This window comes from Williamsia sp. Y853, from assembly GCF_056786495.1.
The window spans coordinates 788,768-812,365 of the sequence record NZ_JBXCJC010000002.1; the positions used below are offsets into that span (position 1 = coordinate 788,768).

At 64.2% G+C, this 23,598-nt stretch carries 25 protein-coding genes and 1 riboswitch; of the genes, 11 read left to right on the forward strand and 14 right to left on the reverse strand.

All coding sequences use genetic code 11. The annotated features are described in order from the left end of the window. Window positions 1–2: 2 nt before the first annotated feature. Entirely contained in the window at window positions 3–1,109 is a 1,107-nt protein-coding gene (locus AC1TPF_RS15615) for an alcohol dehydrogenase catalytic domain-containing protein (protein WP_482144618.1), read from the reverse strand. Window positions 1,110–1,261: 152 nt separating this feature from the next. On the opposite strand from AC1TPF_RS15615, the gene AC1TPF_RS15620 reads away from it, so the two are divergent. From AC1TPF_RS15620 to AC1TPF_RS15630, 3 genes are all read left to right on the forward strand, one after another. Next, entirely contained in the window at window positions 1,262–1,675 is a 414-nt protein-coding gene (locus AC1TPF_RS15620) for an acyl-CoA thioesterase (protein WP_482144724.1), read from the forward strand. Continuing rightward, window positions 1,672–2,886 (forward strand): cation:proton antiporter, encoded by a 1,215-nt coding sequence (locus AC1TPF_RS15625; RefSeq protein ID WP_482144619.1) that lies wholly within the window; start codon window positions 1,672–1,674, stop codon window positions 2,884–2,886. Before AC1TPF_RS15620 ends, AC1TPF_RS15625 begins: the two co-directional genes overlap by 4 nt. A 66-nt stretch (window positions 2,887–2,952) precedes the next feature. Further along, window positions 2,953–3,975 (forward strand): hypothetical protein, encoded by a 1,023-nt coding sequence (locus AC1TPF_RS15630; protein ID WP_482144620.1) that lies wholly within the window; start codon window positions 2,953–2,955, stop codon window positions 3,973–3,975. A 67-nt stretch (window positions 3,976–4,042) separates the two neighbouring features. Here the strand turns inward: AC1TPF_RS15630 and AC1TPF_RS15635 are convergent, their stop codons facing one another. Then, complete coding sequence (locus AC1TPF_RS15635; protein WP_482144621.1) at window positions 4,043–4,792, reverse strand: alpha/beta fold hydrolase; 750 nt, start codon at window positions 4,790–4,792, stop codon at window positions 4,043–4,045. Window positions 4,793–4,827: 35 nt separating this feature from the next. Further along, a complete protein-coding gene (locus tag AC1TPF_RS15640; RefSeq protein ID WP_482144622.1) occupies window positions 4,828–5,247 on the reverse strand; it encodes a CoA-binding protein in 420 nt (139 codons plus the stop codon). Between the two features lie 55 nt (window positions 5,248–5,302). Between AC1TPF_RS15640 and AC1TPF_RS15645 the strand changes: the two genes are divergently transcribed. Next, a complete protein-coding gene (locus tag AC1TPF_RS15645; RefSeq protein ID WP_482144623.1) occupies window positions 5,303–5,830 on the forward strand; it encodes a DUF1697 domain-containing protein in 528 nt (175 codons plus the stop codon). Between the two features lie 15 nt (window positions 5,831–5,845). On the opposite strand, the gene AC1TPF_RS15650 is transcribed toward AC1TPF_RS15645, so the two are convergent. From AC1TPF_RS15650 to AC1TPF_RS15660, 3 genes are all read right to left on the reverse strand, one after another. Further along, entirely contained in the window at window positions 5,846–6,649 is an 804-nt protein-coding gene (locus AC1TPF_RS15650; protein WP_482144624.1) for an ABC transporter permease, read from the reverse strand. 31 nt (window positions 6,650–6,680) lie between these two features. After that, window positions 6,681–7,661 (reverse strand): ABC transporter ATP-binding protein, encoded by a 981-nt coding sequence (locus AC1TPF_RS15655; RefSeq protein ID WP_482144625.1) that lies wholly within the window; start codon window positions 7,659–7,661, stop codon window positions 6,681–6,683. Window positions 7,662–7,750: 89 nt separating this feature from the next. Then, on the reverse strand, window positions 7,751–8,416 hold the full coding sequence (locus tag AC1TPF_RS15660) for a response regulator transcription factor (protein WP_482144626.1): 666 nt from the start codon (window positions 8,414–8,416) through the stop codon (window positions 7,751–7,753). Window positions 8,417–8,617: 201 nt separating this feature from the next. On the opposite strand from AC1TPF_RS15660, the gene AC1TPF_RS15665 reads away from it, so the two are divergent. Next, window positions 8,618–9,817: a sensor histidine kinase gene (locus tag AC1TPF_RS15665; RefSeq protein WP_482144627.1), complete on the forward strand. Its 1,200-nt coding sequence runs from the start codon at window positions 8,618–8,620 to the stop codon at window positions 9,815–9,817. A 9-nt stretch (window positions 9,818–9,826) separates the two neighbouring features. Here the strand turns inward: AC1TPF_RS15665 and AC1TPF_RS15670 are convergent, their stop codons facing one another. Continuing rightward, window positions 9,827–10,519, reverse strand: coding sequence for a GntR family transcriptional regulator (locus AC1TPF_RS15670; protein ID WP_482144628.1), 693 nt, complete (start codon window positions 10,517–10,519; stop codon window positions 9,827–9,829). A 137-nt stretch (window positions 10,520–10,656) separates the two neighbouring features. On the opposite strand from AC1TPF_RS15670, the gene AC1TPF_RS15675 reads away from it, so the two are divergent. From AC1TPF_RS15675 to AC1TPF_RS15700, 6 genes are all read left to right on the forward strand, one after another. After that, on the forward strand, window positions 10,657–11,886 hold the full coding sequence (locus AC1TPF_RS15675; RefSeq protein WP_482144629.1) for an NRAMP family divalent metal transporter: 1,230 nt from the start codon (window positions 10,657–10,659) through the stop codon (window positions 11,884–11,886). Beyond that, window positions 11,886–12,641 (forward strand): LamB/YcsF family protein, encoded by a 756-nt coding sequence (locus tag AC1TPF_RS15680; RefSeq protein ID WP_482137460.1) that lies wholly within the window; start codon window positions 11,886–11,888, stop codon window positions 12,639–12,641. Before AC1TPF_RS15675 ends, AC1TPF_RS15680 begins: the two co-directional genes overlap by 1 nt. Next, window positions 12,638–13,267, forward strand: a complete 630-nt coding sequence (locus AC1TPF_RS15685) for a 5-oxoprolinase subunit B family protein (protein ID WP_482144630.1) — start codon at window positions 12,638–12,640, stop codon at window positions 13,265–13,267. Before AC1TPF_RS15680 ends, AC1TPF_RS15685 begins: the two co-directional genes overlap by 4 nt. Then, complete coding sequence (locus tag AC1TPF_RS15690; RefSeq protein WP_482144631.1) at window positions 13,264–14,139, forward strand: 5-oxoprolinase subunit C family protein; 876 nt, start codon at window positions 13,264–13,266, stop codon at window positions 14,137–14,139. The genes AC1TPF_RS15685 and AC1TPF_RS15690 overlap by 4 nt, the downstream gene beginning before the upstream one ends. Window positions 14,140–14,185: 46 nt before the next feature. After that, window positions 14,186–14,971, forward strand: a complete 786-nt coding sequence (locus tag AC1TPF_RS15695; RefSeq protein WP_482144725.1) for a putative hydro-lyase — start codon at window positions 14,186–14,188, stop codon at window positions 14,969–14,971. A 64-nt stretch (window positions 14,972–15,035) separates the two neighbouring features. After that, complete coding sequence (locus tag AC1TPF_RS15700) at window positions 15,036–15,614, forward strand: TerD family protein (RefSeq protein ID WP_482144632.1); 579 nt, start codon at window positions 15,036–15,038, stop codon at window positions 15,612–15,614. Between the two features lie 20 nt (window positions 15,615–15,634). Here the strand turns inward: AC1TPF_RS15700 and AC1TPF_RS15705 are convergent, their stop codons facing one another. From AC1TPF_RS15705 to AC1TPF_RS15735, 7 genes are all read right to left on the reverse strand, one after another. Then, window positions 15,635–17,305, reverse strand: a complete 1,671-nt coding sequence (locus AC1TPF_RS15705; RefSeq protein ID WP_482144633.1) for a dipeptide ABC transporter ATP-binding protein — start codon at window positions 17,303–17,305, stop codon at window positions 15,635–15,637. Continuing rightward, entirely contained in the window at window positions 17,302–18,204 is a 903-nt protein-coding gene (locus AC1TPF_RS15710; RefSeq protein ID WP_482144634.1) for an ABC transporter permease, read from the reverse strand. Before AC1TPF_RS15710 ends, AC1TPF_RS15705 begins: the two co-directional genes overlap by 4 nt. Next, window positions 18,197–19,198, reverse strand: coding sequence for an ABC transporter permease (locus tag AC1TPF_RS15715; protein WP_482144635.1), 1,002 nt, complete (start codon window positions 19,196–19,198; stop codon window positions 18,197–18,199). The genes AC1TPF_RS15710 and AC1TPF_RS15715 overlap by 8 nt, the downstream gene beginning before the upstream one ends. 2 nt (window positions 19,199–19,200) lie before the next feature. Next, complete coding sequence (locus AC1TPF_RS15720; protein ID WP_482144636.1) at window positions 19,201–20,826, reverse strand: ABC transporter substrate-binding protein; 1,626 nt, start codon at window positions 20,824–20,826, stop codon at window positions 19,201–19,203. Further along, on the reverse strand, window positions 20,823–20,972 hold the full coding sequence (locus AC1TPF_RS15725; RefSeq protein WP_482137448.1) for a hypothetical protein: 150 nt from the start codon (window positions 20,970–20,972) through the stop codon (window positions 20,823–20,825). Before AC1TPF_RS15725 ends, AC1TPF_RS15720 begins: the two co-directional genes overlap by 4 nt. After that, the gene (locus AC1TPF_RS15730) at window positions 20,969–22,078 is read right to left on the reverse strand and encodes an LLM class flavin-dependent oxidoreductase (protein WP_482144637.1); all 1,110 of its coding nucleotides are present in this window, start codon (window positions 22,076–22,078) and stop codon (window positions 20,969–20,971) included. Before AC1TPF_RS15730 ends, AC1TPF_RS15725 begins: the two co-directional genes overlap by 4 nt. An 84-nt stretch (window positions 22,079–22,162) precedes the next feature. Beyond that, window positions 22,163–23,230, reverse strand: a complete 1,068-nt coding sequence (locus AC1TPF_RS15735; protein ID WP_482144638.1) for an LLM class flavin-dependent oxidoreductase — start codon at window positions 23,228–23,230, stop codon at window positions 22,163–22,165. 32 nt (window positions 23,231–23,262) lie between these two features. Beyond that, a riboswitch (SAM riboswitch) is annotated at window positions 23,263–23,357 on the reverse strand. Between the last annotated feature and the right edge of the window lie 241 nt (window positions 23,358–23,598).

Here is a 23,598-nt window from a genome sequence, read left to right on the forward strand (position 1 = left end):
GGTCAATCGAAGATGACGACCTGACGGATGGCCTTGCCGTCAGCAAGTTGGTCCATCGCGGAGTTGATGTCCGACAAGGATATTCGCGATGAGATCAGCGCTTCGACCGGCAGCAGTCCATCGCGCCACATCTGCGCATACTTAGGGATGTCCCGACGAGGAACGGCCGAGCCCAGATAGCTCCCGACCACCGTTCGCGCTTCGGCGGTGAGCGTCAAAGGCGAAATACTCGCCATGGCATCGGGCGCGGGCAGACCAACGGTCACCGTGGTTCCACCAGCTGCCGTAGCCGCAAACGCGGTCTCGAATGCCCGTGCGCTCCCGGCACATTCGATGACATACGTCGCCTTGATCCCCTGCTCGACAACCGCCTGCGGGGTATAGGTTTCGTGCGCACCGAGTCGGCGGGCGTGATCCAGTTTCTCGTCGAGCGTATCCACCGCGATGATCCGTGAAACATGCTGCGCCACAGCGGTGATGAGTGCCGCCATCCCGACACCACCGAGCCCGACGATCATGATCGAGTCACTTGTGGTGGGGTTCGCCGCATTCAGGACTGCACCGCCGCCGGTCAGGACCGCGCAGCCCAGGACAGCCGCGACATCCGGCGGAACATCGTTTCCCACAACGACAGCCGATGCTGCGTCCACGACTGCGTGGTCGGCAAAACCGGAAACTCCGAGATGGTGGTGCACCAGCGCACCCTGATCCGTCACCCGTCGGCCACCGCCGAGGAGTTCACCGGCATTGTTCGCGGCACTGCCGGGCCCGCAAGGTAATCGGCCGTCGGCCGCACAACCCTCGCAGTTCTCACAGCGCGGCAAAAAAGACATCACGACTCGTTGCCCGACCGCGAATCCGGTGACGTCGGACCCGACCTCACGAACCATGCCTGCCGCCTCGTGACCGAGGAGCATCGGGACGGGTCTGACGCGATTGCCGTCCACCACACTCAGATCCGAATGGCAGATACCTGCCGCTTCGATCTGCACGAGCAGTTCGGTAGGTCCGGGTGGTTCCAGATCGAGCTCACGGATGACGATGGGAGTCGATTCCGCATACGGCCGAGGCCGACCGATCTCCTCGAGGACCGCGCCCCAGATCTTCAAGTCAACCCTTTCTCACTTGGCGATGCCCGAACCACGATGCACCCCACCACTATGCACCTCGTAGTCTGCAACGAGGCATTCGCCGCGAGAGAGGCTGGACAGTGACCGCACCCGGAACCCCCGTTCCCGAGGACTATCCCGTGCTCTGGCCGATGCCAACCCGATGGGACGACAACGATCACTACGGCCACGTCAACAACGTGACGTACTACTCGTACTTCGACACCGCCGTGAACGCGTGGTTGATGTCGGCCACGGGCACCGACATTCGGCTGCTACCCGCCATCGGGATCGTCGCCGAGACATCGTGCAAGTTCCTGAGCGAGCTCACCTTTCCGGATCTGCTCCAGGTCGGGATCTCGATCGAGCGACTCGGCAACCGCAGCGTGGTCTACGCGCTGGCCATCTTCGCCGAGCAAGCCGACGGCAGCCTCAAACCCGCTGCCACCGGCCGATTTGTGCACGTCTACGTCGACCGAGACGATCGTGTGCCGGTTGCCATCCCCGCCGAGATCAGAGCCGCGGCCGAGTCACTGACCACCGACCGCGGACGGGAACTGACGTGACGGCAACGGTCGCCACGTCACTGTTCTGGATTCTGCTGATCGCGGTTCTGGCCCCCTTGATCGCCGGTCTGATACCCGGAAAGCGAATCCCCGAAGTCGTCATCCTGCTGGTCGGTGGCATCCTCATCGGCCCCCACGTCCTCGATTTCGCCACCGAGGGGTCAGCGATCGATTTGCTCCGCGAACTCGGTCTCGGTCTGCTGTTCCTGCTCGCCGGCTACGAGATCAAGACCTCAGAGGTGGCAGGCCGGGAAGGACGTCGGGCGCTTTACACGTGGATCTGCTGCCTGGCATTCGCGTTCACGATCACGTTCGGCATCGGCATGACCACCCTTGTCAACGCGGAAAGCGCGGTGGCGATTGCCATGTGCTCCACCGCCCTCGGCACGTTGCTGCCGATCCTGCGCGACACCGGGATGTTGAACAAACGACTGGGCCAGACGGTCCTGAACCACGGCGCATTCGGCGAACTCGGCCCGGTGATCGCGATGGCGGTACTGCTGGGGGCACGCGGATCATTGAAATCGGCAATCGTGCTCGCGGTCTTCGCAATTGCGGCGGTGACGGTGTGGCTTCTGACCGAGAAGTTGTTACAGCGCCAGCGCTGGCTGACGACCCTGATCTCGGCGGGTTCGCACACCACCGCGCAGACCACCGTGCGGATCACGATGCTGCTGCTGGTCGGGTTGATGGCACTGGCCTACGCCTTCGACCTGGACACCATACTGGGCGCATTCGCCGCCGGTTTCATCCTGCGACGCATCCTTCCCGACGGCGACGAGATCTTCGAACACAAGCTCGACGGGCTCGCCTTCGGACTGCTGATCCCCATCTTCTTCATCACCTCGGGGATGGCGATCGACGTCTCCGCTGTGGCAAGCAAGCCCGGACTCCTCGTCGCGTTCATCCTGATGATCCTGCTCGTCCGCGGATTCCCGGTGTTCATCTCCACCCGTTGGGATCGCGGCAACTCGGGCAACGAACCGCCGTTCACCACCGGCGAGCGGGCGCAGATAGCGCTCTACTCGGCGACCGGATTGCCGATCATCGTCGCGGTCACCGGTGTTGCGGTGTCCGCCGGGCACATGTCGAACGGCAACGCATCGGTCCTGGTGACGGCGGGCGCACTGACCGTCCTGCTACTTCCGTTGGCCGCGACGATCATCGGTTCGCGCGGAAACAAGACCGGCATCGACGAACGAATGGCGTGAGGGTCCCATCGTCGGGGTCGAGCCGACTCCCGGCACGCGGTCTCCGAGATGGGGATAATGGTGCAGATGGTGTACGTCTCAGCGATCGTCGGTTTTGTGGTGCTGTTTGCCACGACCGCACTCGCCTTCGTCGGCACCGAGTGGATCAGGTCGATCGACTGGTCCGACAAGTTCCGGAAGGCGGCGCTCCCCCGCACCGACACCGGAACCTCGAAGCAGCCTTTCGCCGAGTCCGACGACCCCGCACCGCAGCGTAGGCCGGTACCCGACGACGGGCTGACCGGACTGGCGAAGAGCACCAACACGCCCTACTGGATCAACCATCTGGGCGGCCCGCGGCCCGAAGGTGCGACCTGCATCCGTTTCGCGTTCATCGCGGTGGACACCTGGCGCGACGATCCCGGGCGCATCGACCTCACCAACCTGCTGGACCGCGACGCGGGCGGGGCCGACGACTGGGCAGGCCGCAGCGACGAGGAACACTATCCGCGCCTGCTCCGGCGGCAACTGCGCCAACCACATCTGTCCCATGGGGACCAGACGACGATCGACGAGATGCGCTCACATCCGATCGGCAAGCTGGCCTACTTTGCCTGTTCGACCGCAACCGCGATCGAACTGAGCGCTTCGTGGCGTCACGACATCTTCGACGACAAGATGATCCGAGTCGATCTCGATGCCGAGGTCGCCGAGGTCAGCCGTAGCTGCGCGCGGCTACGCGATTCCGTCGACAAACTCGGGCCACTTCCTGATGGCGACCTCGGTGATGATCCCGACATCGTCGCAATCCACGTCAGCCGGGCGCAGGTGCACGACGAACGGCTCGGCCTATTGGTCCAGCGACTACAGGCGTTCGCCCGTTACCGCGCAGGCATCGAGCAGGTGGATCGTCAACTCGCCAAACTGGAATGGGTCATCAATGTCGGCACCGAGGACGACTCCGACGAATATCTTGTTGCGGCCGAAGACGAATTGGGATCCGAGCGCCTGAACCAGGCGGCGCAGGAGTTCGATGCGGTCTCCGGCGCGATCATCGACAGCATGCTCAGCGACGCGAAGAAGTTGTCGCGAATCATCCGCTATTCGTAGCCGCGTGGTTCGTAGGCGCCATGGTTCGTAAACGGCATGGTTCGTAAGCGGCGCCACGAATCCGCTCCTAACCCCGCAAGAAGTCCGTCACCAGCCGATTGAACTCGGCGGTCCGGTCGCGGTGCACACTGTGACCGGCCTCGATCTGACCGAAATGCCCGTCGGGCAACGCCTCGGCGAGACTCACCAGGTGCCGCGGTGGCAGGAAACTGCGCTGACCACCGGAGACCACCAGCGTCGGAAATCGCAGCTGCGACAACGACTCCCACCAATCGTCGTCGACCGTCTCGAACTGGCGGGCCACGATGTCCGACATCCGGTGATCGAACCGCAGCACCGGGCTCGGGTAACGAACTGTCGACCACAGCCCGCGCAGCCGGTCGGCGACACCGCTGAAGGGCACGATGTGCTCGTCGACGTCGGCCTGATCACGCGGCATCGGCGGGATCTCCTCGAGCACCAGCTTGCCGATGCGCGCCGGGTCGAGGGCCGCGAGCCGAATCGCGGTCTGGCCACCCAGGGAATGGCCGATCACATCGATTTCGTCGACGCCGAGTCCGTCGAGCACAAAACTCAGATCATCGCGGAAGTCATCGAGCAGGTACGACGTCGATCGCGAGCTGCGACCATGTCCACGCTGGTCATAGGTGATCACCGTGCGGCCATCGGCGCGTAGCTCCCGGGCCAGCGCTCGCCACGTCTGGTGATCGCCGCCCATGCCGTGGACCAGCAACACCGGTTTGCCGGTCAGCGGACCCGCGGTACGAACGGCCAGCCGAACCGCCCCGGGTCCGTCGGTGCGGGTCAAAGTGTTCACCGGACACAGGGTAGTCACCTCGCCACCCAACAGTCCTACTTCGGTGCGTCCAGGCCCACTCGACGCCGCTCGATGATCAGGCAGCGGTTCTCGACGTAGAGCAGGCCGGCGTTCTCGGCGATCTCTCGAGCCTCCGCCGACACAATCCCCAGCTGCAGCCACAGCGCTGTGGCGCCTGCGGCCACCGCCTGGCGGGCGATCTCGGGGGTGTCCTCCGACGGGCGGAATACGTCGACCAGACCCACCTGCTCGGGAATATCAGCCAAGGTTCGGTAGACCTTCTCACCGAACAGCTCATCCGCCTTGGGGTTCACCGGGATGATGCGCCATCCGTGCTTCTGCATGTTGACCGGGACTTTGTGCGCGGGCTTCTCCGGCGACGCACTGGCACCAACAACGGTAATGGTCTTGTAGGTGGAAAGGATTTGCTCGACCACGTCGTCTGTATCAGCCATGCACACGATCGTAGAGGTCCGGCCGGCCCGGCCTCAGGGGTGTTCAATCGACGGTATGGCACAACGAGTGGTTCTCATTCGCGCGGTGAACGTCGGTGGCGCCAAGCTGCCGATGGCCGAACTCCGGGAGATGGCAGCCGACCTGGGCGTCACCAACATTTCGACCTACATCGCCTCCGGCAATCTGCTGTGCACTTCGCCCGACGATCCCGCCGCCTTCGACCGCGCGCTCGAAGAGGCGATCACCAAGCGCTACGGATACTTCCGCGAAGTCATCAGCAGGTCGGTCGACGATCTCGCCGCCGCGTTGGCCGAGCATCCGTTCGAAGTCGTCGAGCCGAAATACTCGTACGTCTACTGCCTCACCGCGACTCCAGAACCAACCGCGGTCGCAACATTCCACAAACGCGATTTCGGAAACGATGTGTTCGAGGTCATCGGCGACAACCTCCACATCCGCTACGACGCGGGAGCCGGAACGTCCAAGCTCACCGCCCCGGTCATCGCAAAAGGGTTGGGAGTCCAGGGCACCGGACGGAATCTGCGCACCATCGAGAAGCTGATCGACCTCGCCCGGAAGTAGAGGTCATGACGACGTCTACTGACCTGCGGTGACGTCCCGGCGCGACATGGTGAAGCCGATCACGCCCACACACGCCGCGGCGTAGATCGCAAGAGTTGTCAGAGTCTCCGCCTGCGACAACGCACCTGGCCGCTCCGGCTGCACCAACGATCGCATGACCAACCCGGGGAACCAGCGCTCCGCCCAATCGCGATTTTCCGCAAGGACGTTTTCGACGGGCCCGAACCACAGCAGGCAGACCCCCAACGCGATGGGTGTCGACTTCACCAGTACCGCAACCGTTGTGCCGATCAGGGCGTACATCGCCACGAACACCAGCAGCCGGCCGTAGTCGGCCAAGGCACTACCGAGCGCATCTGCCCCGAACCAGCCTGCCGTGTCGACATCGACCGACGGTGCCACCACCGCCGCGGTCAGCGCTCCGACGATCAACGCCACCGCCATCAGCACAGCGGCCAAGCTGACTCGTGCCGCGAGCTTTCCGGTGACCAGCGACAACCGGCTCGGTTGGCGGGTCAGCGCGGCCCGCAACGTACCCCGGCTGATCTCATTTCCCATCGCGGCCGCAAATGCCGCGACCACCAACACGGTGGCGACGCTCATCGATGCGATGACCGCAGCGGTGGCACCGCCCGAGCCAACCAGCGCTTCGAGGGACACGCTTGGCCCGTCGCCACCGCGTCCGAACGGTTTGGCAGCTTCGATCAACAGCCAGGTGGCCAGCACACTGAACACCACGGTGGTGATGCCCAGGCCCGCCCACAGACGTGGCCGGTTCAGCAGGATCCATTCGGACCGAAAAGAATTCAGCAGATTCATCGCAATGCCTTTCAAGAGGATTCTCCAGATGTCAGATCGAGGACGTGTGAATCAAGTTGAGATAGCGGGCCTCGAGATCTGCACGGCGATGGTGCAATTCGGCAAGAACGATCCCGGCTGCATGGGCCCGGACGTTGATCTCTGCGGCCAATCGCCGGGCATCGTCGTCAGCGGTGAGGGCGATGACAATGTTTGTACCGTCACAGCTGATCTCGAGCCCCGTCGCCTGTGCGATCGCCTCGAGGTCGGCGAGCCGTGATTCGTCCTCGGGCGCCAGGACCAGGGCATCGGCCGTGGCACCCAGCGATTGCGGTGTTCCGGCGTGGACGAGTCCGCCGTGGTCCAGGACCACCAACCAGTCACAGACCTGTTCGAGTTCGGCGAGCAGATGCGACGAAACGATGACGGTGCGTCCCTGCGCGGAGATGCGTCCGATGAGGTCACGGACCTCCTGCATGCCTTGGGGATCCAGGCCGTTGGTCGGCTCGTCGAGTATCACCAGTTCGGGGTCACCGAGCAGCGCAGCTGCAATTCCGAGTCGCTGCTTCATCCCGAGCGAATAACTGCCGAAGCGGTCCTTGCCCCGATCCCCCAAACCAACCAGATTGAGTAACCCGTCGACACCGTCGGTGGCCTGTCCGGATAACACCGCCAGTGATCTCAGATTGTCTCGAGCAGACACAGCCGGGTGAAATGCCGGCGACTCGATGAGCGCACCGACGCGCGGAAGATAGTGCGCACGTTGATGAATCGGCGCATCGAGAATGGTTCCGTCACCACCGCTCGGTTTGACGAGGCCGAGCAGCATCGCCATCACAGTGGTTTTTCCGGCTCCGTTCGGCCCGATCAGACCCGTGACCGAGCCGACCGGCACCGTGAAGGACACGTTGTCGACAGCGGTTCGGTTCCGATATCTCTTCGTGAGCCCCTGTACCGAAACTGCCACATGCGCAGTCGGATTCGGCGACTCCAGTACTGACCGTCCATCCTGGATGACTGGTGTTGATTCCATGTGGACAACGATGCCGTTGCCTGCGCCCGAAGTCGTCAGCCTGATGTGGATTTCGGCACTACGTCAGGTGTGGACCGCAGGCCAACTGCTCAGATACGAACCAACCCGTGCCGGTAGGCGAACACCACCATCTGCGCCCGGTCGCGGGCCTGCAGTTTGGTCATGGCCCGGCTCACGTGGGTGCGGACCGTCGCATTACTGACGAACCACTTGGCAGCGATCTCGTCGTTGGACAACCCGGCCGCCACCAGCCGGACCACCTCGAGTTCACGAGTGGTGAGCAGATCGACGACGGCATCCGGCGCAACAGACGCCCGGGCCGCGGCGGGTTCCTGGGCGAATTCGGTGATCAGCCGCCGTGTCACCCCCGGCGACAACAGCGCCTGGCCGGCGGCGATGACGTGCACCGCCTGAATCAATTCGGCCGGCTGGGTGTGTTTGACCAGAAACCCGCTGGCACCGGCACGCAGTGCCTCGAACACGTACTCGTCGAGTTCGAAGGTGGTCAGGATCAGGACCTTCACGTCAGCGAGGTCGTTACGGGCGGTGATCTGCCGCGTCGCCTCGAGTCCGTCGCAGCCGGGCATCCGGATGTCCATGATGATGACGTCGGGCCGCAGATCGATGCACACCGCGACCGCCTCATCTCCGTCGGCGGCCTCCCCGACCACCTCGATGTCGTCCTCGGCGTCGAGCAGCGCGCGAAAGCCGGTCCGTACCAGGAGCTGATCATCAGCCAGTGCCACCCGAATCATGTAACCCCGGTCCCGACTGCCGCCTGTTCGATGAGTGCTTGTCGCCTGCCCTGAGCGTAACCACCCGCCGATCGCGCTGACCGCATTCGAGGCAGATCTCCACACCTGACGTACGTCCTCGCACCGAATCATCGCCCCGCCCTGTGCGATCTCAACGGTGAACCGACGCGAGCCGCACCGAACGACTCTACGATCGGCCAGGTGGACGTCAGATGGTCGAACAGACTGCGCGACCTCGGAGTGCGCGAGTTCGGGGCGCGCGTGTTCGGCGTGCGGGCGTCCGATCTGGCACTGGCGCTGGCGGTGATCATCCTGGTCGTCGTCGGCAGCCTCCTGGGACACACCGGTACGACCGGTCAACCGATCGACGGTCTCGCGATCACCCTCGGGATCATCGGCGCTCTGTCGCTGGCCCTGTCCCGCCGATATCCACAGGTGATGATCGGTGTCGCCGCCTGCGTGATCTTTGTCTACCTCGCTCGCGGATACCCCGGTGGCCCAGCGCTTTTGGTCGGCCCGCTGTCCATGGCCCTGGCCGGGTATCGGGCATCCCGCACGATGGCGCTCGTGGGTGCCGCCGTTATGTCGGTTGCGGTGATCGCCGGACGATGGATCGGTGCCGGAACGCTCGGGACCATCGGAATCGCCGGTCCGGCGTGGGCCTTCACGCTGACACTGGCGGGCATCGCGCTCTCCTCGCGCACCGAACGGGCTGCGGCACAGCGGGAACGCGATGAGTTGCGCCGCAGGCAGGCAATGACCGATGAGCGCCTGAACATCGCGCGAGACCTGCACGATTCGGTCGCCCACGCGCTGGCCACCATCAATGTGCAGGCCGGTGTCGCGGCGCATTTACTCGACCGGCAACCGCAGCAGGCGAAACCGGCCCTCGAGGCCATCCGGGCGGCCAGCAGTGAGGTACTCGACGAGCTCGGCACCATGCTCGAAGCCTTGCGGGACCGCGACCAGGCCGCGCCCTTGACACCGGCACCAACACTCGGACAGGTCGACGGCCTCATCGATCGCGCCCGCGCGGACGGCCTGACGGTGAACTACGAAACCGAAGGCGACACCGCTGCGGTGCCATCGGCGATGGGAGTCGCGGCGTACCGCGTTGTCCAGGAATCACTGAGCAACGTGCGCCGCCACGCGGGTGCATCGCCGGTGGTCGAGGTCTCGGTGACCGCCCATCCGCCACATCGGCTCGTGGTGAGCGTGTTCGACGACGGAGGTCGACCGGGTAGCACGAAAACTGTTGCACCGCAGCCGGGTACCGGCCTCGGCATCATCGGCATGACCGAACGGGTCGAATCCAGTCGCGGCACACTCGAAGCCGGAACTGACGCCCTGGGCCGCGGCTATCGCGTTGTCGCCCGCTGGGACACCACGACGGGCGACTGACCCGACAGTTCAGTCGAACTGCGTCAGCAGATGCGCTTCGGCATCGAATAGATAGCGGTCCATCGCCGCAGCCGACTCCTCGACGGCCCCGACCGCCATCAGATCCACGATTTCGGCGTTCCGTTCGACGTACCGGGTGTGGAAGTCACGCGCCGACGCGCTTCGGAAGAACACCAACCGCATTTCCGCCAGCAGCAGGTTCATCTCCACGTCGAGGCGGTTGCTCTGCGCCTGAGCCACCACAGCGCGATGGAAGTGCTGGTTCGCCGTCGCCACCGCATCGCCGTCCCCCGCGGCGATCGCGACCCGCCCCTGGTCCACTGCCGAAGCCATCGCGGCCAGATAGGGCTGTGCTCCGCCACCGACCCGGATCGCACCCGACTCGATCACCCGGCGGGCGCGGTAGACGTCCCGCACGTCGTCAGCGCCCGGCGTCCGGATGAGAACGCCCCGATTGGGGACCCGCTCGAGTATGCGTTCGGAAACCAGCTGGCTGAGCGCCTCGCGGAGCGTATTGCGCGAGATACCGAGCGCCCGCGCGATCGACTCTTCCGGTAGTCGGTTCCCTGACCGCAGGCGACCTTCGTCGACCTGGGTACGCAAGACCGCTGCGGCCCGCTCGGCGGACGAAGTGCGGACCACCTCCCCGCGGGCAGCGACCAGCACACCGAGCACGTCGTCCAATCCAGACTCGTTTTCCACATCAGGAGTCTACGAGAACGCGGGATTGCGGGATTGTTGAACAATCCTTAGCGCTGAGGAAACATTCTGGAAACAATTGGATACGACGCTGAGAACACCCCAAGCCCGTCGGGGTCCGCCAAACCGAGGAGAGTTCCATGGCAGACACGCCTGCCACCACCATGAACAGCACTGAGAAGGCGGTCGACGCCAAGGGCGGACGCGCCGCCCTGCTCGGCGCAATGTTCCTGATGGCCACCAGCGCCATCGGACCGGGTTTCATCACCCAGACCACCAAGTTCACCGTGCAACTCGGTGCCGCTTTCGCGTTTGCCATCCTGGTCTCGATCCTCATCGACATCGCAGTTCAGCTGAATGTGTGGCGGGTGATCGGGGTCGCCGGGAAACGTGCTCACGAACTGGCCAACGATGTCGTTCCCGGTGCCGGTTGGGTCCTGGCCGGCCTGGTCGTCCTCGGCGGCCTGGTGTTCAACATCGGCAACATCGGCGGCACCGGTCTGGGTACCGACTCGATGTTCGGACTCGAACCCAAGATCGGCGGCGCCATCTCGGCGGTGATCGCCATCGCCATCTTCCTCAGCAAGCGGGCAGGCGTGGCCCTGGATCGGATCGTCGTCGTGCTCGGTGCGGCAATGATTCTGATGACCGGCTACGTCGCGGTCGTGTCCGGACCACCGGCCGGAGACGCCCTGCGCAACATGGTGATTCCCGAGGAGATCGACTTCCTGGTCATCACCACCATCATCGGCGGAACAGTCGGTGGTTACATCACCTATGCCGGCGCGCACCGACTACTCGATTCGGGGTTGACCGGACCGGGACACATCCGCGAGATCAGTCGCACGTCGATCATGGGCGTCATCGTCACCGGCATCATGCGCGTCTTGCTCTTCCTCGCCATCCTGGGCGTGACCGCGGGCGGAGTCCAACTCGCAGAGGGTAATCCGACCGCGTCGGCCTTCGAATCCGCACTCGGCGACATCGGGTTGCACGTTTTCGGTGTGATCCTGTGGGCGGCCAGCATCACCTCGGTCATCGGGGCCGCGTACACCTCCGTCTCCTTCCTGACGAAGAGCGACACCACCGCGCGGACCCGGAATCTACTGACGGTCGGATTCATCGCCATCTCCACCGTCATCTACCTGCTGATCGAGACGACACCGGTCAAACTCCTGATCTTTGCCGGTGCGTTCAACGGCATCATCCTGCCGCTCGGGTTCACAATCATCTTGTGGGTCGCGTGGCGCCGACGTGACCTGCTCGGTGGATACCGGTACCCGACATGGCTTCTGTCCATCGGAGTGATCGCCTGGTTGATCACGCTCTACCTCGGCTACGAGTCGCTGACGACCCTGGGAGACCTGTGATGACCATCGACCTCAACAGCGACATCGGCGAATCGTTCGGTCGTTGGGACCTCGGCGACGACGAGGCCATGCTCGATCTGGTCACCAGCGCCAACATCGCCTGCGGCTTCCACGCAGGCGATCCGAGCACCATCTCGCGTACCGCGGGATGGTCGGTCGACCGAGGGGTCCGGATCGGAGCGCAGGTCGCCTACCGCGACCTCGCCGGTTTCGGCCGGCGATTCGTCGACGCCACCCGCACCGAACTGACCGACGATGTCGTCTACCAGATCGGCGGCCTACAAGCGCTGGCCGCTGCCGTCGGCGGCCGCGTCACTTACGTCAAACCCCATGGAGCGCTGTATAACACGGCTGTCCACCATGAAGAACATGCGCTGGCGCTTGTCGACGCGATCGCGGCGCTCGATCCCAGTCTTGCCTTGCTCGGCCTTCCCGGTTCCCGGCTTCTCGCCCTCGGTGAAGAACGCGGCCTGCGCGTCGTACGGGAGGCGTTTGCCGACCGCGGATACACCGCGGCCGGAACGTTGGTGCCGCGCAGCGAGCCAGGAGCGATGCTCGACGATCCAGCTGCCGTGGCCGCCCGGGTATTGCGCATGGTGACCGAGTCGGTCGTCGAATCCGTCGACGGGACAGATGTCGCCATCGACGTGGATTCGATATGCGTACACGGAGATTCACCTGCTGCCGCGCAGATGGCTGTGGCGGTCCGCGAGTTGCTGGCAGCCGAAGGTGTCGAGGTGAAAGCGTTCACATGAACCTACTCGCCTACGGCGATCGGTCGTTGATGATCGAGGTGGACACCACCGATGAGGCGATCACCTGGACCTCTGCCCTCGGCAACGCAGAGCTGCCCGGCATCGTCGACATCATCCCCGGCGCGCGCACGGTTCTGTTGGTCACCGACTCACCCGCACGTCTACCCGCAATCCGTACCGCCGTGGGCTCGCTGTTCCCCGCGCCTGCCGGAACCCCGCCGTCCGACGCCGCAGCCGGCGAACTCGTCGTGGAAGTACCGGTCACCTACGACGGCGCCGATCTCGAGGAGATCGGCCGGCTCACCGGGTTGTCGACCACCGAGGTTGTCGCAGCACACACCGGATCGCCGTGGAAGGTCGCCTTCGGCGGGTTTGCCCCCGGGTTCGCCTATCTGATCGGCGGAGATGCCCGGCTCGAGGTCCCCCGCCGGGACGAACCGCGCACCAAGGTTCCGGCGGGCGCCGTCGGACTTGCCGGTGAGTTCAGCGGAATCTATCCGCGCACATCACCCGGTGGCTGGCAGCTGCTCGGTCACACCGATCTATCGATGTGGGACGCCAACCGTGAACCCCCCGCGCTCCTACGCCCGGGGTGTTCGGTGCAGTTCCGGGAGGCCGGGCGATGAAGGCATTCGAAGTTCTGGCCACCGGCCCACTGAGCACCATGCAGGACCAGGGACGACCGGGTTTCGCCGCACTCGGCGTTGGCAGATCGGGTGCGGCCGACAGGCATGCCCACGCGTTGGGGAACCGACTCCTGGGCAACTACGAAGGAGCCGCCGCAGTCGAGGTGACCCTCGGTGGCTTATCGCTGCGGGCACAGCAGGAGGTCTGGCTGGCGGTCACCGGCGCCGACCTCGATGTTCTGGTGGACAAGGGATCGGGCGCACATCCGGCAGGAATGAACGCACCGTTTCGAATCCTTCCCGGCGATGTGGTGACCCTCGGTATGGCCCGCGCCGGACTACGCGCCTACGTCGCCGCACGTGGCGGTTTCGACGTTCCCGAGACGCTGGGGTCGTGCAGTACCGACACGTTGTCCGGACTCGGTCCCGCCCCACTGGCCGTCGGCGATGTGCTCGAAGTCGGGCCGCGACCCGGCGATCTGGTCGAGATCGATGTCGCAGCGGTGGCGACGCCGACAACCGGTGAGGTCGAGCTCCGGTTGCATCGCGGTCCGCGAGACAACTGGGTCGACGACGCCGACGCCCTGGTGCACACCCGCTGGCAGGCATCCGATCGCAGCGACCGGGTCGGAATGCGATTGAGCGGCAATGCATCCGGGCTCGCACATCGCGATCCCGGCAGGCAACTACCGAGCGAGGGTATCGTCCGCGGCGCCATCCAGGTGCCACCGAGCGGCGAACCGGTGATCTTCCTGGCAGACCATCCCGTCACCGGCGGGTATCCCGTGGTCGCGGTTGTTGTCGACGACGATGTCGATCTCGCCGCGCAGATCCGGCCCGGCCAACACATCAAATTGCGGTGGACCAGATAGCCCCGCCCGCTGTCACGACCTGTATGCCCTGAGGAGGGACACCATGATGGACCCCGCAAAACTGGATCCGGAGCAGGCCCGCACACTGTTTCGAGACGGTCTCATCACCCCGACCGCCGGATGGGCTCCGGGCTGGACGCAGGCCAACCTCATCTCACTGCCCCGCGCCGATGCCTACGACTTCTTGCTCTTCGCACAGCGCAACCCGAAGTCGTGCCCGATCCTCGACGTCATCGATGCCGGAGCAGTGACCGGCCCGCTGCTCGGCGAGGGCAGCGACATCCGCACCGACGCGCCGCTGTACCGGGTCTACCGCGGCGGTGAAATGGTCGACGAGACAAGCGATGTCACCCCCTGGTGGCGCGATGACCTGGTGTCGTTCCTCATCGGCTGCAGTTTCACCTTCGAGGCCGCACTCATCGAGGCCGGTGTACCGGTGCGTCACATCGAGCAGGGAAAGAACGTGCCCATGTACAAGACGTCGCGGCGATGCCGACCGGCCGGGAGCATCTCCGGACCCCTGGTGGTCTCGATGCGACCGATGCCTGCCGAGCATGTCGCGACAGCCGTTCGGGTGACCTCGCGATACCCCTCGGTCCACGGCGCACCGGTCCACGTGGGCGACCCCGGCGCGCTCGGGATCGCCGACATCGCCGCACCGGACTTCGGCGAAGCCGTCGAGATCCACCCCGGCGAGATCCCGGTGTTCTGGGCCTGCGGCGTCACCCCCCAAGCAGCGGTGATGGAATCGCGCCCGGATTTGGCGATCGGACACGCACCCGGACACATGGTCGTCACCGACGCCCGAGACAGCAACTATCTCGTTCCCTGACCACCGGTAGGCTGGACACGACTGATCACGAGAAAGACGCAACTGCGAAATACGGAGGATCAAGATGTCGGTGAGCCTGGCCAAGGGCGGAAATGTATCGCTGAGCAAAGAGGCCCCCAACCTGACGGCGGTGACCGTTGGGCTCGGTTGGGACGTCCGTGTCACCACCGGAGCCGACTATGACCTCGACGCCAGCGCACTCGGAATCGACAGCAACAAAAGGATTCTCGACGATTCGTACTTTGTCTTCTACAACAACCTCAGATCCCCCGACGGCGCCATCGAGCACACCGGCGACAACCGCACCGGTGAGGGCGAGGGTGACGACGAAGCGATCAACGTCGACCTCAAAGCGCTGAACCCACAAGTCGATTCGATCATCTTTCCGGTGACCATCCACGACGCCGATACGCACGGTCAGAGCTTCGGCCAGGTGCACGGCGCCTTCATCCGCGTCGTGGATCGTGCCGACGGCCGCGAACTCGCCCGCTACGACCTCAGCGAGGACGCCTCCACCGAAACCGCGATGGTTTTCGGTGAGATCTACCGCCGTGGCAACGAGTGGAAGTTCCGGGCCATCGGTCAGGGCTACGCCTCGGGTCTGGCCGGCATTGCCCGCGACTACGGCGTCAACATCAGCTAGTTCAGGGTTCCGCTGCCGCGTCAACGCAGCGCAACCTTCTTTCCCTGGATGGCTTTCTTTCCCGGAATTGCCCGCTTTCCCGGAATTGCCTGCTTTCCTGGAATTGCATTGATGAGCTCGCGGGTGTACTCGTGTTGCGGATCATCGAAAACGTCTGTGATGCGGCCGGTTTCGACGATCCGCCCCTTTCGCATCACCGCGACCCCGTCGCTGATCTGCCGGACAACGGCAAGGTCGTGGGAGATGAAGAGGTAGCTCAACGAATGCTCCTGCTGCAGCGCTGCCAGCAAGTCCAAGATCTGCGCCTGTACCGAGACGTCAAGCGCAGAGACCGGCTCGTCGAGAACCACCAACTGCGGATTCAGTGCCAGCGCCCGAGCGATCGCCACCCGTTGTCGCTGCCCGCCGGACAGCTGCGCCGGATACCGGGACAAATACTTGTCCCCCAACGCAACCTGGTGGAGCAGTTCGCGAACCTTCTCCCGCCGATCCCTCGCCGTCCCGATTCCGAAGGCCTGCAGTGGCTCGGCGACTATCTTGTCGATGGTGAGCTTGGGATTCAACGATGCGTACGGATTCTGGTGGACCAGTTGCACGCTGCGGCGCAGGGCACGCAACTCCTTTCCTCGCACGGACGAGATCTGATGACCCTCGAACCCGACCGTGCCGGACGACGCGGTCTCGAGGCGGGCCACGATCCGGGCGGTGGTGGACTTACCCGATCCGGACTCACCGACGAGTGAAAACGTCTGGCCCCTTGGTACATCGAACGAGACGTTATCGACGGCGAGCAGAGAGCTACCGCGTCCGACGCGGAAGGTCTTCGACAGGTTCCGAACCGACAGCAGCGCCGGACCCACATCTGTTGCCTGGGGCTTGCGTGGCAACACACGCGCCACCGCTGTCATGCTCGGCGCCGCTGCGAGAAGTTTGCGTGTGTAGTCGTGCTGAGGATCGGTGAGTACTTTCTCCGCTGAACCGGTTTCGACGATACGTCCCTCGCTCATGACGACGATGCGGTCCGCTCGATCGGCGGCAACACCGAGATCATGGGTGATGAGGAGCACGGCCGCACCGGTCGCGGCGATGCGCTCATCGAGGTGATCGAGAATCCGGCGCTGCACCGTGACGTCGAGTGCACTGGTCGGTTCATCCGCGATGATCAGATCCGGCTCGCAGGCCAGTGCGATACCGATCAGCACCCGCTGCCGCTGTCCGCCGGAGAGATCCTGCGGATACTGCCGCATCCGGAGTTCAGGATTGTCCAGACCGGCCTCGGTGAGAATGCGCAGCGCCTCGATCTTGGCCCGGCGCCGGTCGGCGCGCCCATGGATGCGCAGTACCTCGGCCACCTGATCTCCGATCCGGGTCACCGGGTTCAACGAGGTTGTCGGATCCTGCGGCACAAGTCCGATATGAGCGCCGCGGATCTTCTCCAATGCCCGCTCGGGCGCGTTGTCGATCCGGTTGCCCTTGAAGGACACCGACCCGGCCGTGATGCGCCCACTCCCCGACAGCAGACCGATGACGGCATGCGCAGTGGTCGATTTGCCTGATCCGGATTCACCGACGATCGCGACGACCTCGCCGGTGGCGACTTCCAGATCGACACCATCGACTGCGTGTCCGACGTCGGATCCGTACTGAACGTGCAGACCTGAAATACTCAGAACAGGTTGCGGATTGGTCATCGGGACCCGCCTCGATCAAGTTGATGGCCGACGCGGTGGGCCGAGATCACGACCGCGATGATCACGAGCCCGGGAAGGGTGGTCATCCACCATGCCACGGCCAGATAGTTGCGACCTTCGGCGATGAGCGACCCCCACTCGGGCGTCGGTGGCGCCGCCCCGAATCCCAGGAAGCTCAGGGCCGACACCGCGAGGATCGCCATTACGAATTCGACTGCGGCCAAGGCGATCACCGGCGCGTAGGAGTTGCGCAGGATGTGGCGGAAGAGCACGGTCGGCCAGCGGACACCGGAGGCAAAGGCGGCCTCGACATACGTGGCGCGGCGAACCCGCAACACCTCCGAACGGGTCACGCGCGCAAAACTGGCGACCATCGCCACCCCGACCGCGATCGCTACGTTGACCGTCCCGAAGCCGAGCGCGGTGACCAGCGCCAAGGAGAGCAGCAGCGCCGGAATCGACAGCAGCACATCGACCACCCGCATGAGGACCGCGTCGACGACGCCGCCGATCGAACCTGAGAGCAAACCGATCAGCGTGCCCACGATCAGCGCGATCCCCACCGCCAACAGCGTTGCGGTCAAAGACAGTCCAGATCCGTGGACAACCCTGGTGTAGACGTCACGACCGATGTTGTCGGTGCCGAACCAGTGCTGGGCACTCGGTGCCTCGAACTTGTCTGCCGGAACACCGATCAGCGGATCGCCACTGGCGAAGACCGAGGGGAAGAGCGCAAACCCGATGACCAACAGCAAGACGATGATCGCCAACCCCAGGACCGAATGCCGCAGGATGTTCCGTGCTCCGAGCCGTCGGGGTGCTGGCCGTCGATCCGGCAGGTGTGCCACCTCGGCCTCGCGGTCGAGGATCTTGCTGTCGGCGAGTATGAGGTCAGACATGCGCGGCCTCTTTCTCGGTTGTGTCGAACGCCGCGGCATCGGTGGACGGCGTCTTCTTCCGGAATGTCTCGACGATCCTCGGATCGATGAGTGGATACAGCAGGTCGACGATCAGGTTGATCAAGACAAACGCCACCGTCGACAGGACCACGATGCCGAGCACGACCGGGATGTCCTGGGCCATCACCGACGTCTGCATCAGGCGACCGACACCGGCCCGGGAGAAGACGGTCTCCACGACCACCGCGCTGGCGACCAGATTGCCGAACAGAACTCCCGCGATGGTCAGAGCCGGGATGCTGGCCAGCCGCACGACGTGATGCGTCACGACCCGAAACCGGCTCGCCCCCTTGGCCTGTGCCGTCTCGACGAACGGCTGCCGCCAAGTGGTGCCCATACTCGAGGCGAGGACCTGAGCGATCACCGCCCCCGTCGGCAGAGCCAACGTGATCGCGGGCAGCACGAGGGTCGAGAATCCACTGTCCCCGAATGCCGGGAAGACGTGCAGGTTGAAGGAGAAGGCCTGCAACAGCATCAGACCGACCCAGAACGTCGGGACCGCAACACCCAACGGCGGCAACGCCTGCAGCGCAGTACGCAACCACTGGGTCCGCGTATACGTCGTCGCAAAGGCGATCAACCCACCGAACAACAGCGCCAGGGTCAACGCGGCCAGCGCCAATGCCAGGGTATTCGGCAGCGCGTCGCCGATCGCGGTGGTCACCGGCTGCCCGGTCGAGATCGACGTACCGAAGTCACCACGGATCGCGTGGGTGAGCGAGGTCCAGTACTGCGACAACAACGACTGGTCGAGTCCGTATCGGGCCTGCAGATCCGCAACCGCCTGTTTATCCACCGGTGTCGCCGAATTGCCTTGTACCGCAATACTGACCGGATCAGATGGTAGGGCGAAGAGTATCAGGAAGGCCACGGTGAACGATGCCCAGAGGACACCGACCGCCTGCAGGGCCCGCAGTCCGACATACCGGATCACGATCAGTTCCCGGAGATCCAGGTATCGAAGAACACGAGTCTGGCAGACGCGTCGAACTTGACGTCTTCCGTCTTCGACCCGGTACCGATGACCTGTGACAGTTCGGTGGTGGGAATCCAGAGACCGTCCGAGATGACCTGCTCCTGTGCAGTGGCCAGCAGGACGTCGCGCGGCGCTTTCTCCGTCGTCGCGAGCTGTCCGGAGAGTGCCTCATCCAGCACCGGGATCGGGCCACGATGGTTCAGGTTGCGGCTTTCGAGTCCGAAGGTCGTACGCAGGATGTCTCCATCGGCGCGAGTGCTGTTGTAGTACAACGCGTCGTAGTCTCCGCTGGCCTGCAGCGCGGTGAACTCGGCATTCGAGAGGAGACCGAGCTGCAGGTCGACCCCGACGGCCTTCAGCTGTTGTTGAACCAACTCGAGAATCGCCTGGTTACCGGTGAACACAGCGCTGAACGAGAGCGTGAAAGAGAGCTTCTGGCCATCCTTCTCCCGGATTCCATCGCCTCCGTCGACCCATCCTGCCCGGTCGAGAATCGAGCGCGCCTTGTCCTGGTCGAAGGTCACCTCCGACGACAGGTCCGTGTACCCGGGAGTGTTCGCGGCCAGTGCGCTGGTCGCGACATTGAAATCGTCACCCAGAACGGTGTCGACAAGTTCCTGACGGTTGATGGCCGGGATGATCGCCTGCCGCACAGCCGGATCGGTGAGGACCCCACGGGTCACATTGGGCTGGAATCCGAACGTGATGCCCGGGTTCGGGGTAGTGAGAACCTGACCACCGACCGCTTCGATCTGTGGCGCGTCCTGGGGCAGCGCGTCACTGACCGCGTCGAGCTGATCCGAGGACAGCGATCCCGTGCGCACACCCGACTCGGGGATCACCGTGAAGTCGATGCCATCGAGATATGCCTCACCGGCATGGGCGAAAACCGGGGAGCTCCAGTTGTAACCGGTGCGCTTGGCCAGCGACACCGACCGGTCCTGCTGCCAGTCCGAGTAGGTGAACGGGCCGCTGCCGATATTGGTCCCGAGGCACCGCGCTTCGGCGGTCTGAGCGACGGTGGCATCGGCTTGCAGGCCGAGCTGCGAGGTCGACGTGGCCTGCAGGAACTGCGCGTTCGGTGTGCTGAAATCCACCGTCGCGGTCAGCGGGTCGACCACCGTGGTTCCCGCATAGCCGGTCAGATAACTCGAGGCCAGCGGGGTTTTCGCGGCACCGAGCGCAAGAATGGAGTCGAAGTTCTTCTTCACGGACTCCGCGGTGAGCGGCGTGCCGTCACTGAAGGTCACGCCGTCGCGGAGCTTGAAGGTGAACGACTTTGCGTCGGGGCTGATCTCCCAGCTCTCCGCCAGCCACGGCGTGATGTCACCGGTCTGCGGATCCTGGTCGGTCAGGGAGTCCACCACCTGGCGGGTGACATAGATCGTCTGGTTGGTGGCGCCCTGTGCCGGATCCGAACAGGTCGGTGCCCCGGAAAGCCCGTAGCGCAGGGTTCCACCCGGCGCAGCGGGGCCGGCGTCGCCCTCGCCGCCGGAGGCGTCGGACCCGCAGGCGCTGAGCAGGGTTGCTGTCATCAGCGCGGCGCCGACTACGGCGAACAGCGGGCGGGACACACGTGCATTCATCGATTTCCTCCATCGATCCTGGCGATAGCACGCTCCTGCGGAGAAGCGGCGGCTGCTTCGCCCGTTATCAGCTCACTGATGAGGTTAAACCGTTGCGCCCCAATATCTTCAATAAAATCAGTGTGGTTTTGAACCAGCCCGCTCACGCCACACCCGCGATCTTCCTGTCGCGCTTGGCGACTTCCTCACGAACGATGGGAATCACATACCGGCCGAAGTCGATCGCGTCGTCGAGCAGGTCGTAGCCGCGGGCCGAGAGGATGTCGATCCCCAGGTCGTAGTACTCGAGCAGCGCGGCTGCCACCGTCTCCGGAGAACCGACCAGCGCGTTGGAATTTCCGCCGCCCCCGGTTGCCTTGGACGTTGCCGTCCATCCCGCGGCGCCGAAGCGGTCGACTGAATCAGCGATCTCCAGTAGACGTTGGGAACCGGCATTCTGAGGCGATGTCAGGGAGAATCCGCGTGGGAGCTGGGCGGCGCTGGCTGCTCGGGCATTGAGCTGACCGAGTATCGATTCGGCTTTCTGCCAGGCCAATTCGTCGGTCGGGGCGATGATCGGCCGGAACGCGACCTGTAATCGCGGGCGCCCTTCACGACCTGCGGCCTTCGCAGACGCGGTGATCGACGCGATCTGCTCGGCCGTGTTTTCGAGGGGTTCACCCCACAGCGCGTAGATATCTGCCTCCGCGCCGCCGACCGCATAGGCCGCCGACGACGACCCGCCGAAGGAGATGTCGGGCCGAGGCTGCGCAACCGGGAAGACATCGGAGACGAAGTCGTTGAACCGGTAGTAGGTGCCGTTGTGGTCGAACGGTTCCCGGCTGGTCCACACCTTCTTGACGATCTGGATGTACTCCCGGGTGCGTTCGTACCGCTGGTCTTTCGACAGGAAGTCACCCTCCCGCTGCTGTTCGCTGTCGTTGCCGCCGGTGATGAAGTGCACCGTCACCCGTCCCGCGGAGATCTGGTCGAGTGTTGCGAAGGTTTTGGCGGCGAATGTCGGGTACGAGACATTGGGACGGTGTGCCAGCAGGATCTCGATGCGTTCGAGATTGCTCGCGATGTATGAGGCGGCCGCCGCAGGTTCAGGAGCACCGGCACCATAGGCGAACAGGATCCGGTCCCATCCGAAATCCTCGTGTGCACGAGCGAGTTTGAGCGTGTACTCCCTGTCGAAGGAGCCGGCGGTGGTACGAGGGTGGATCTCGGTGCCGTCATTCGTGGCAGCGATCCCCAGGAACTCTACTGGCATGTTTGTCCTTTTCGATGTGTCAGATGAAGTGCGCGAAGATGCGCCGACCGATACGCATCGACGGCGGGAGCCGGGTCGAAGCGGTCATGTCAGAGCCTCCAACGCGACGGGAGTGGAGATCGGGCGGCTCGGGATCTCACGTCTGAGCACCGGTGCGATCTCGGACTGGAAGAGTTCGAGCGAGTCGCGATGCTGGGAGTCTGTGAGGCCGCTGGCGTCAGCGTGCAGATGCATGACCTCATGACCGAACTTCTCGTGATATCGCAACACTTTGTCGATCACCTGCTGCGGGCTCCCGAGCAGAAGTGAGCTTCGTTCGATGGCGTCCTCGAGGGTCGGAAACACCAGCGGCAGACCGAATGACCCGATTCTCGCCAAGGTGGCGTCGAAGATCGGGCGGTATGTGTCGATCGCATCCTGCGAGTTCTTGGTGGCGTAGTACCCGGCCGATCCCGCACCCACGAGAGCATCCGCCGGATCGTGCCCGTATGCCGCCCACCGCGCTCGGTAGTGGTCGATCAATTCGGCATAGGGTTCGATCGGATTGGTGACGTTGGCCGAGAACAGCGGATCTCCGTAAAATGCTGCCAGATCGACTGATTCACGGCTGGTGGCGCTGCCGTGCCAGACGCGAATCTTCTTCTGCAGCGGGCGGGGCAGGGCCTCGGCGTCGGTCAACGACGGCCGGTACTTGCCCGTCCAGGTGACCGTGTCGTCCTCCCACAACCGTCGGAAGAGTTCGTAGCCTTCCCGGTTGCGCTCCCACTGGTCGGCCTCGGTGACGTGGAACAGCTTGGCCTGCGCGGCGCCGTTGCCCTTGCCGATCATCAGTTGCAGTCGGCCACCGGAGAGGTTGTCGAGGGTCGAGTAGTCCTCGAAGGCGCGAACCGGATCGAGCAGACTGAGCGTTGTCACCGCGGTGAACAGCGCGATGGTCGAAGTCCGTGCGGCGATGTTACTGAGCACAACCGGTGGCGACGAGGAGATGAACGGCCTCTCGTGCCGCTCGCCCACCCCGAAACCGTCGAAGCCCAATTCCTCTGCGAGAACCGCGTTGTCGATCACTTCTCGAAACCGCTCCGCCGGGGTCACGGTCTCGCCGGACAACGGGTGAGGCGTGTGGGTGATCAGACTGATCAACAGAAACTTCACCCGGACTCCTGAACTGACGGCATGGCACACAACCTTCATCGGTCCCGGCAGTAGCACCCGCACCCGCCGAGGCGGGGGGTTGCTGCGACGTCAGCGAGCCGGGTCTCTCAATCGCTCTTGATGATCCTTGTGCACAGTAAGCCGGTGCCCATAACGCGTCAAACGATGAATCAACTTGCCCGACAGACAGTGTGAGTCACGTTGGTCCCGCCATCAGGGATGTTCAGCCCTTTCCGGCGAACGGACCGATGGACTTTCTGAAGCATTGCCGCAGCACAACAGCCTCCAGGGCGATCCGGTCGGTGCGCGGTGATCGCAGGCCGTCCGGCACGACGCGTCATGACCACCCGCCGTGGAACGGTTAGATT

Excerpts from the sequence above, each read along its gene's own strand:
- AC1TPF_RS15730 (WP_482144637.1), bottom strand. The coding sequence starts at position 22,078 with ATGCCAGTAGAGTTCCTGGGGATCGCTGCCACGAATGACGGCACCGAG.
- AC1TPF_RS15720 (WP_482144636.1), bottom strand. The coding sequence starts at position 20,826 with ATGAATGCACGTGTGTCCCGCCCGCTGTTCGCCGTAGTCGGCGCCGCG.
- AC1TPF_RS15685 (WP_482144630.1), top strand. The coding sequence starts at position 12,638 with ATGAACCTACTCGCCTACGGCGATCGGTCGTTGATGATCGAGGTGGAC.
- AC1TPF_RS15700 (WP_482144632.1), top strand. The coding sequence starts at position 15,036 with ATGTCGGTGAGCCTGGCCAAGGGCGGAAATGTATCGCTGAGCAAAGAG.
- AC1TPF_RS15645 (WP_482144623.1), top strand. The coding sequence starts at position 5,303 with ATGGCACAACGAGTGGTTCTCATTCGCGCGGTGAACGTCGGTGGCGCC.
- AC1TPF_RS15680 (WP_482137460.1), top strand. The coding sequence starts at position 11,886 with ATGACCATCGACCTCAACAGCGACATCGGCGAATCGTTCGGTCGTTGG.
- AC1TPF_RS15705 (WP_482144633.1), bottom strand. The coding sequence starts at position 17,305 with ATGACCAATCCGCAACCTGTTCTGAGTATTTCAGGTCTGCACGTTCAG.
- AC1TPF_RS15620 (WP_482144724.1), top strand. The coding sequence starts at position 1,262 with ATGCCAACCCGATGGGACGACAACGATCACTACGGCCACGTCAACAAC.
- AC1TPF_RS15675 (WP_482144629.1), top strand. The coding sequence starts at position 10,657 with ATGGCAGACACGCCTGCCACCACCATGAACAGCACTGAGAAGGCGGTC.
- AC1TPF_RS15650 (WP_482144624.1), bottom strand. The coding sequence starts at position 6,649 with ATGAATCTGCTGAATTCTTTTCGGTCCGAATGGATCCTGCTGAACCGG.
- AC1TPF_RS15640 (WP_482144622.1), bottom strand. The coding sequence starts at position 5,247 with ATGGCTGATACAGACGACGTGGTCGAGCAAATCCTTTCCACCTACAAG.
- AC1TPF_RS15695 (WP_482144725.1), top strand. The coding sequence starts at position 14,186 with ATGGACCCCGCAAAACTGGATCCGGAGCAGGCCCGCACACTGTTTCGA.
- AC1TPF_RS15710 (WP_482144634.1), bottom strand. The coding sequence starts at position 18,204 with ATGTCTGACCTCATACTCGCCGACAGCAAGATCCTCGACCGCGAGGCC.
- AC1TPF_RS15630 (WP_482144620.1), top strand. The coding sequence starts at position 2,953 with ATGGTGTACGTCTCAGCGATCGTCGGTTTTGTGGTGCTGTTTGCCACG.
- AC1TPF_RS15655 (WP_482144625.1), bottom strand. The coding sequence starts at position 7,661 with ATGGAATCAACACCAGTCATCCAGGATGGACGGTCAGTACTGGAGTCG.
- AC1TPF_RS15690 (WP_482144631.1), top strand. The coding sequence starts at position 13,264 with ATGAAGGCATTCGAAGTTCTGGCCACCGGCCCACTGAGCACCATGCAG.
- AC1TPF_RS15660 (WP_482144626.1), bottom strand. The coding sequence starts at position 8,416 with ATGATTCGGGTGGCACTGGCTGATGATCAGCTCCTGGTACGGACCGGC.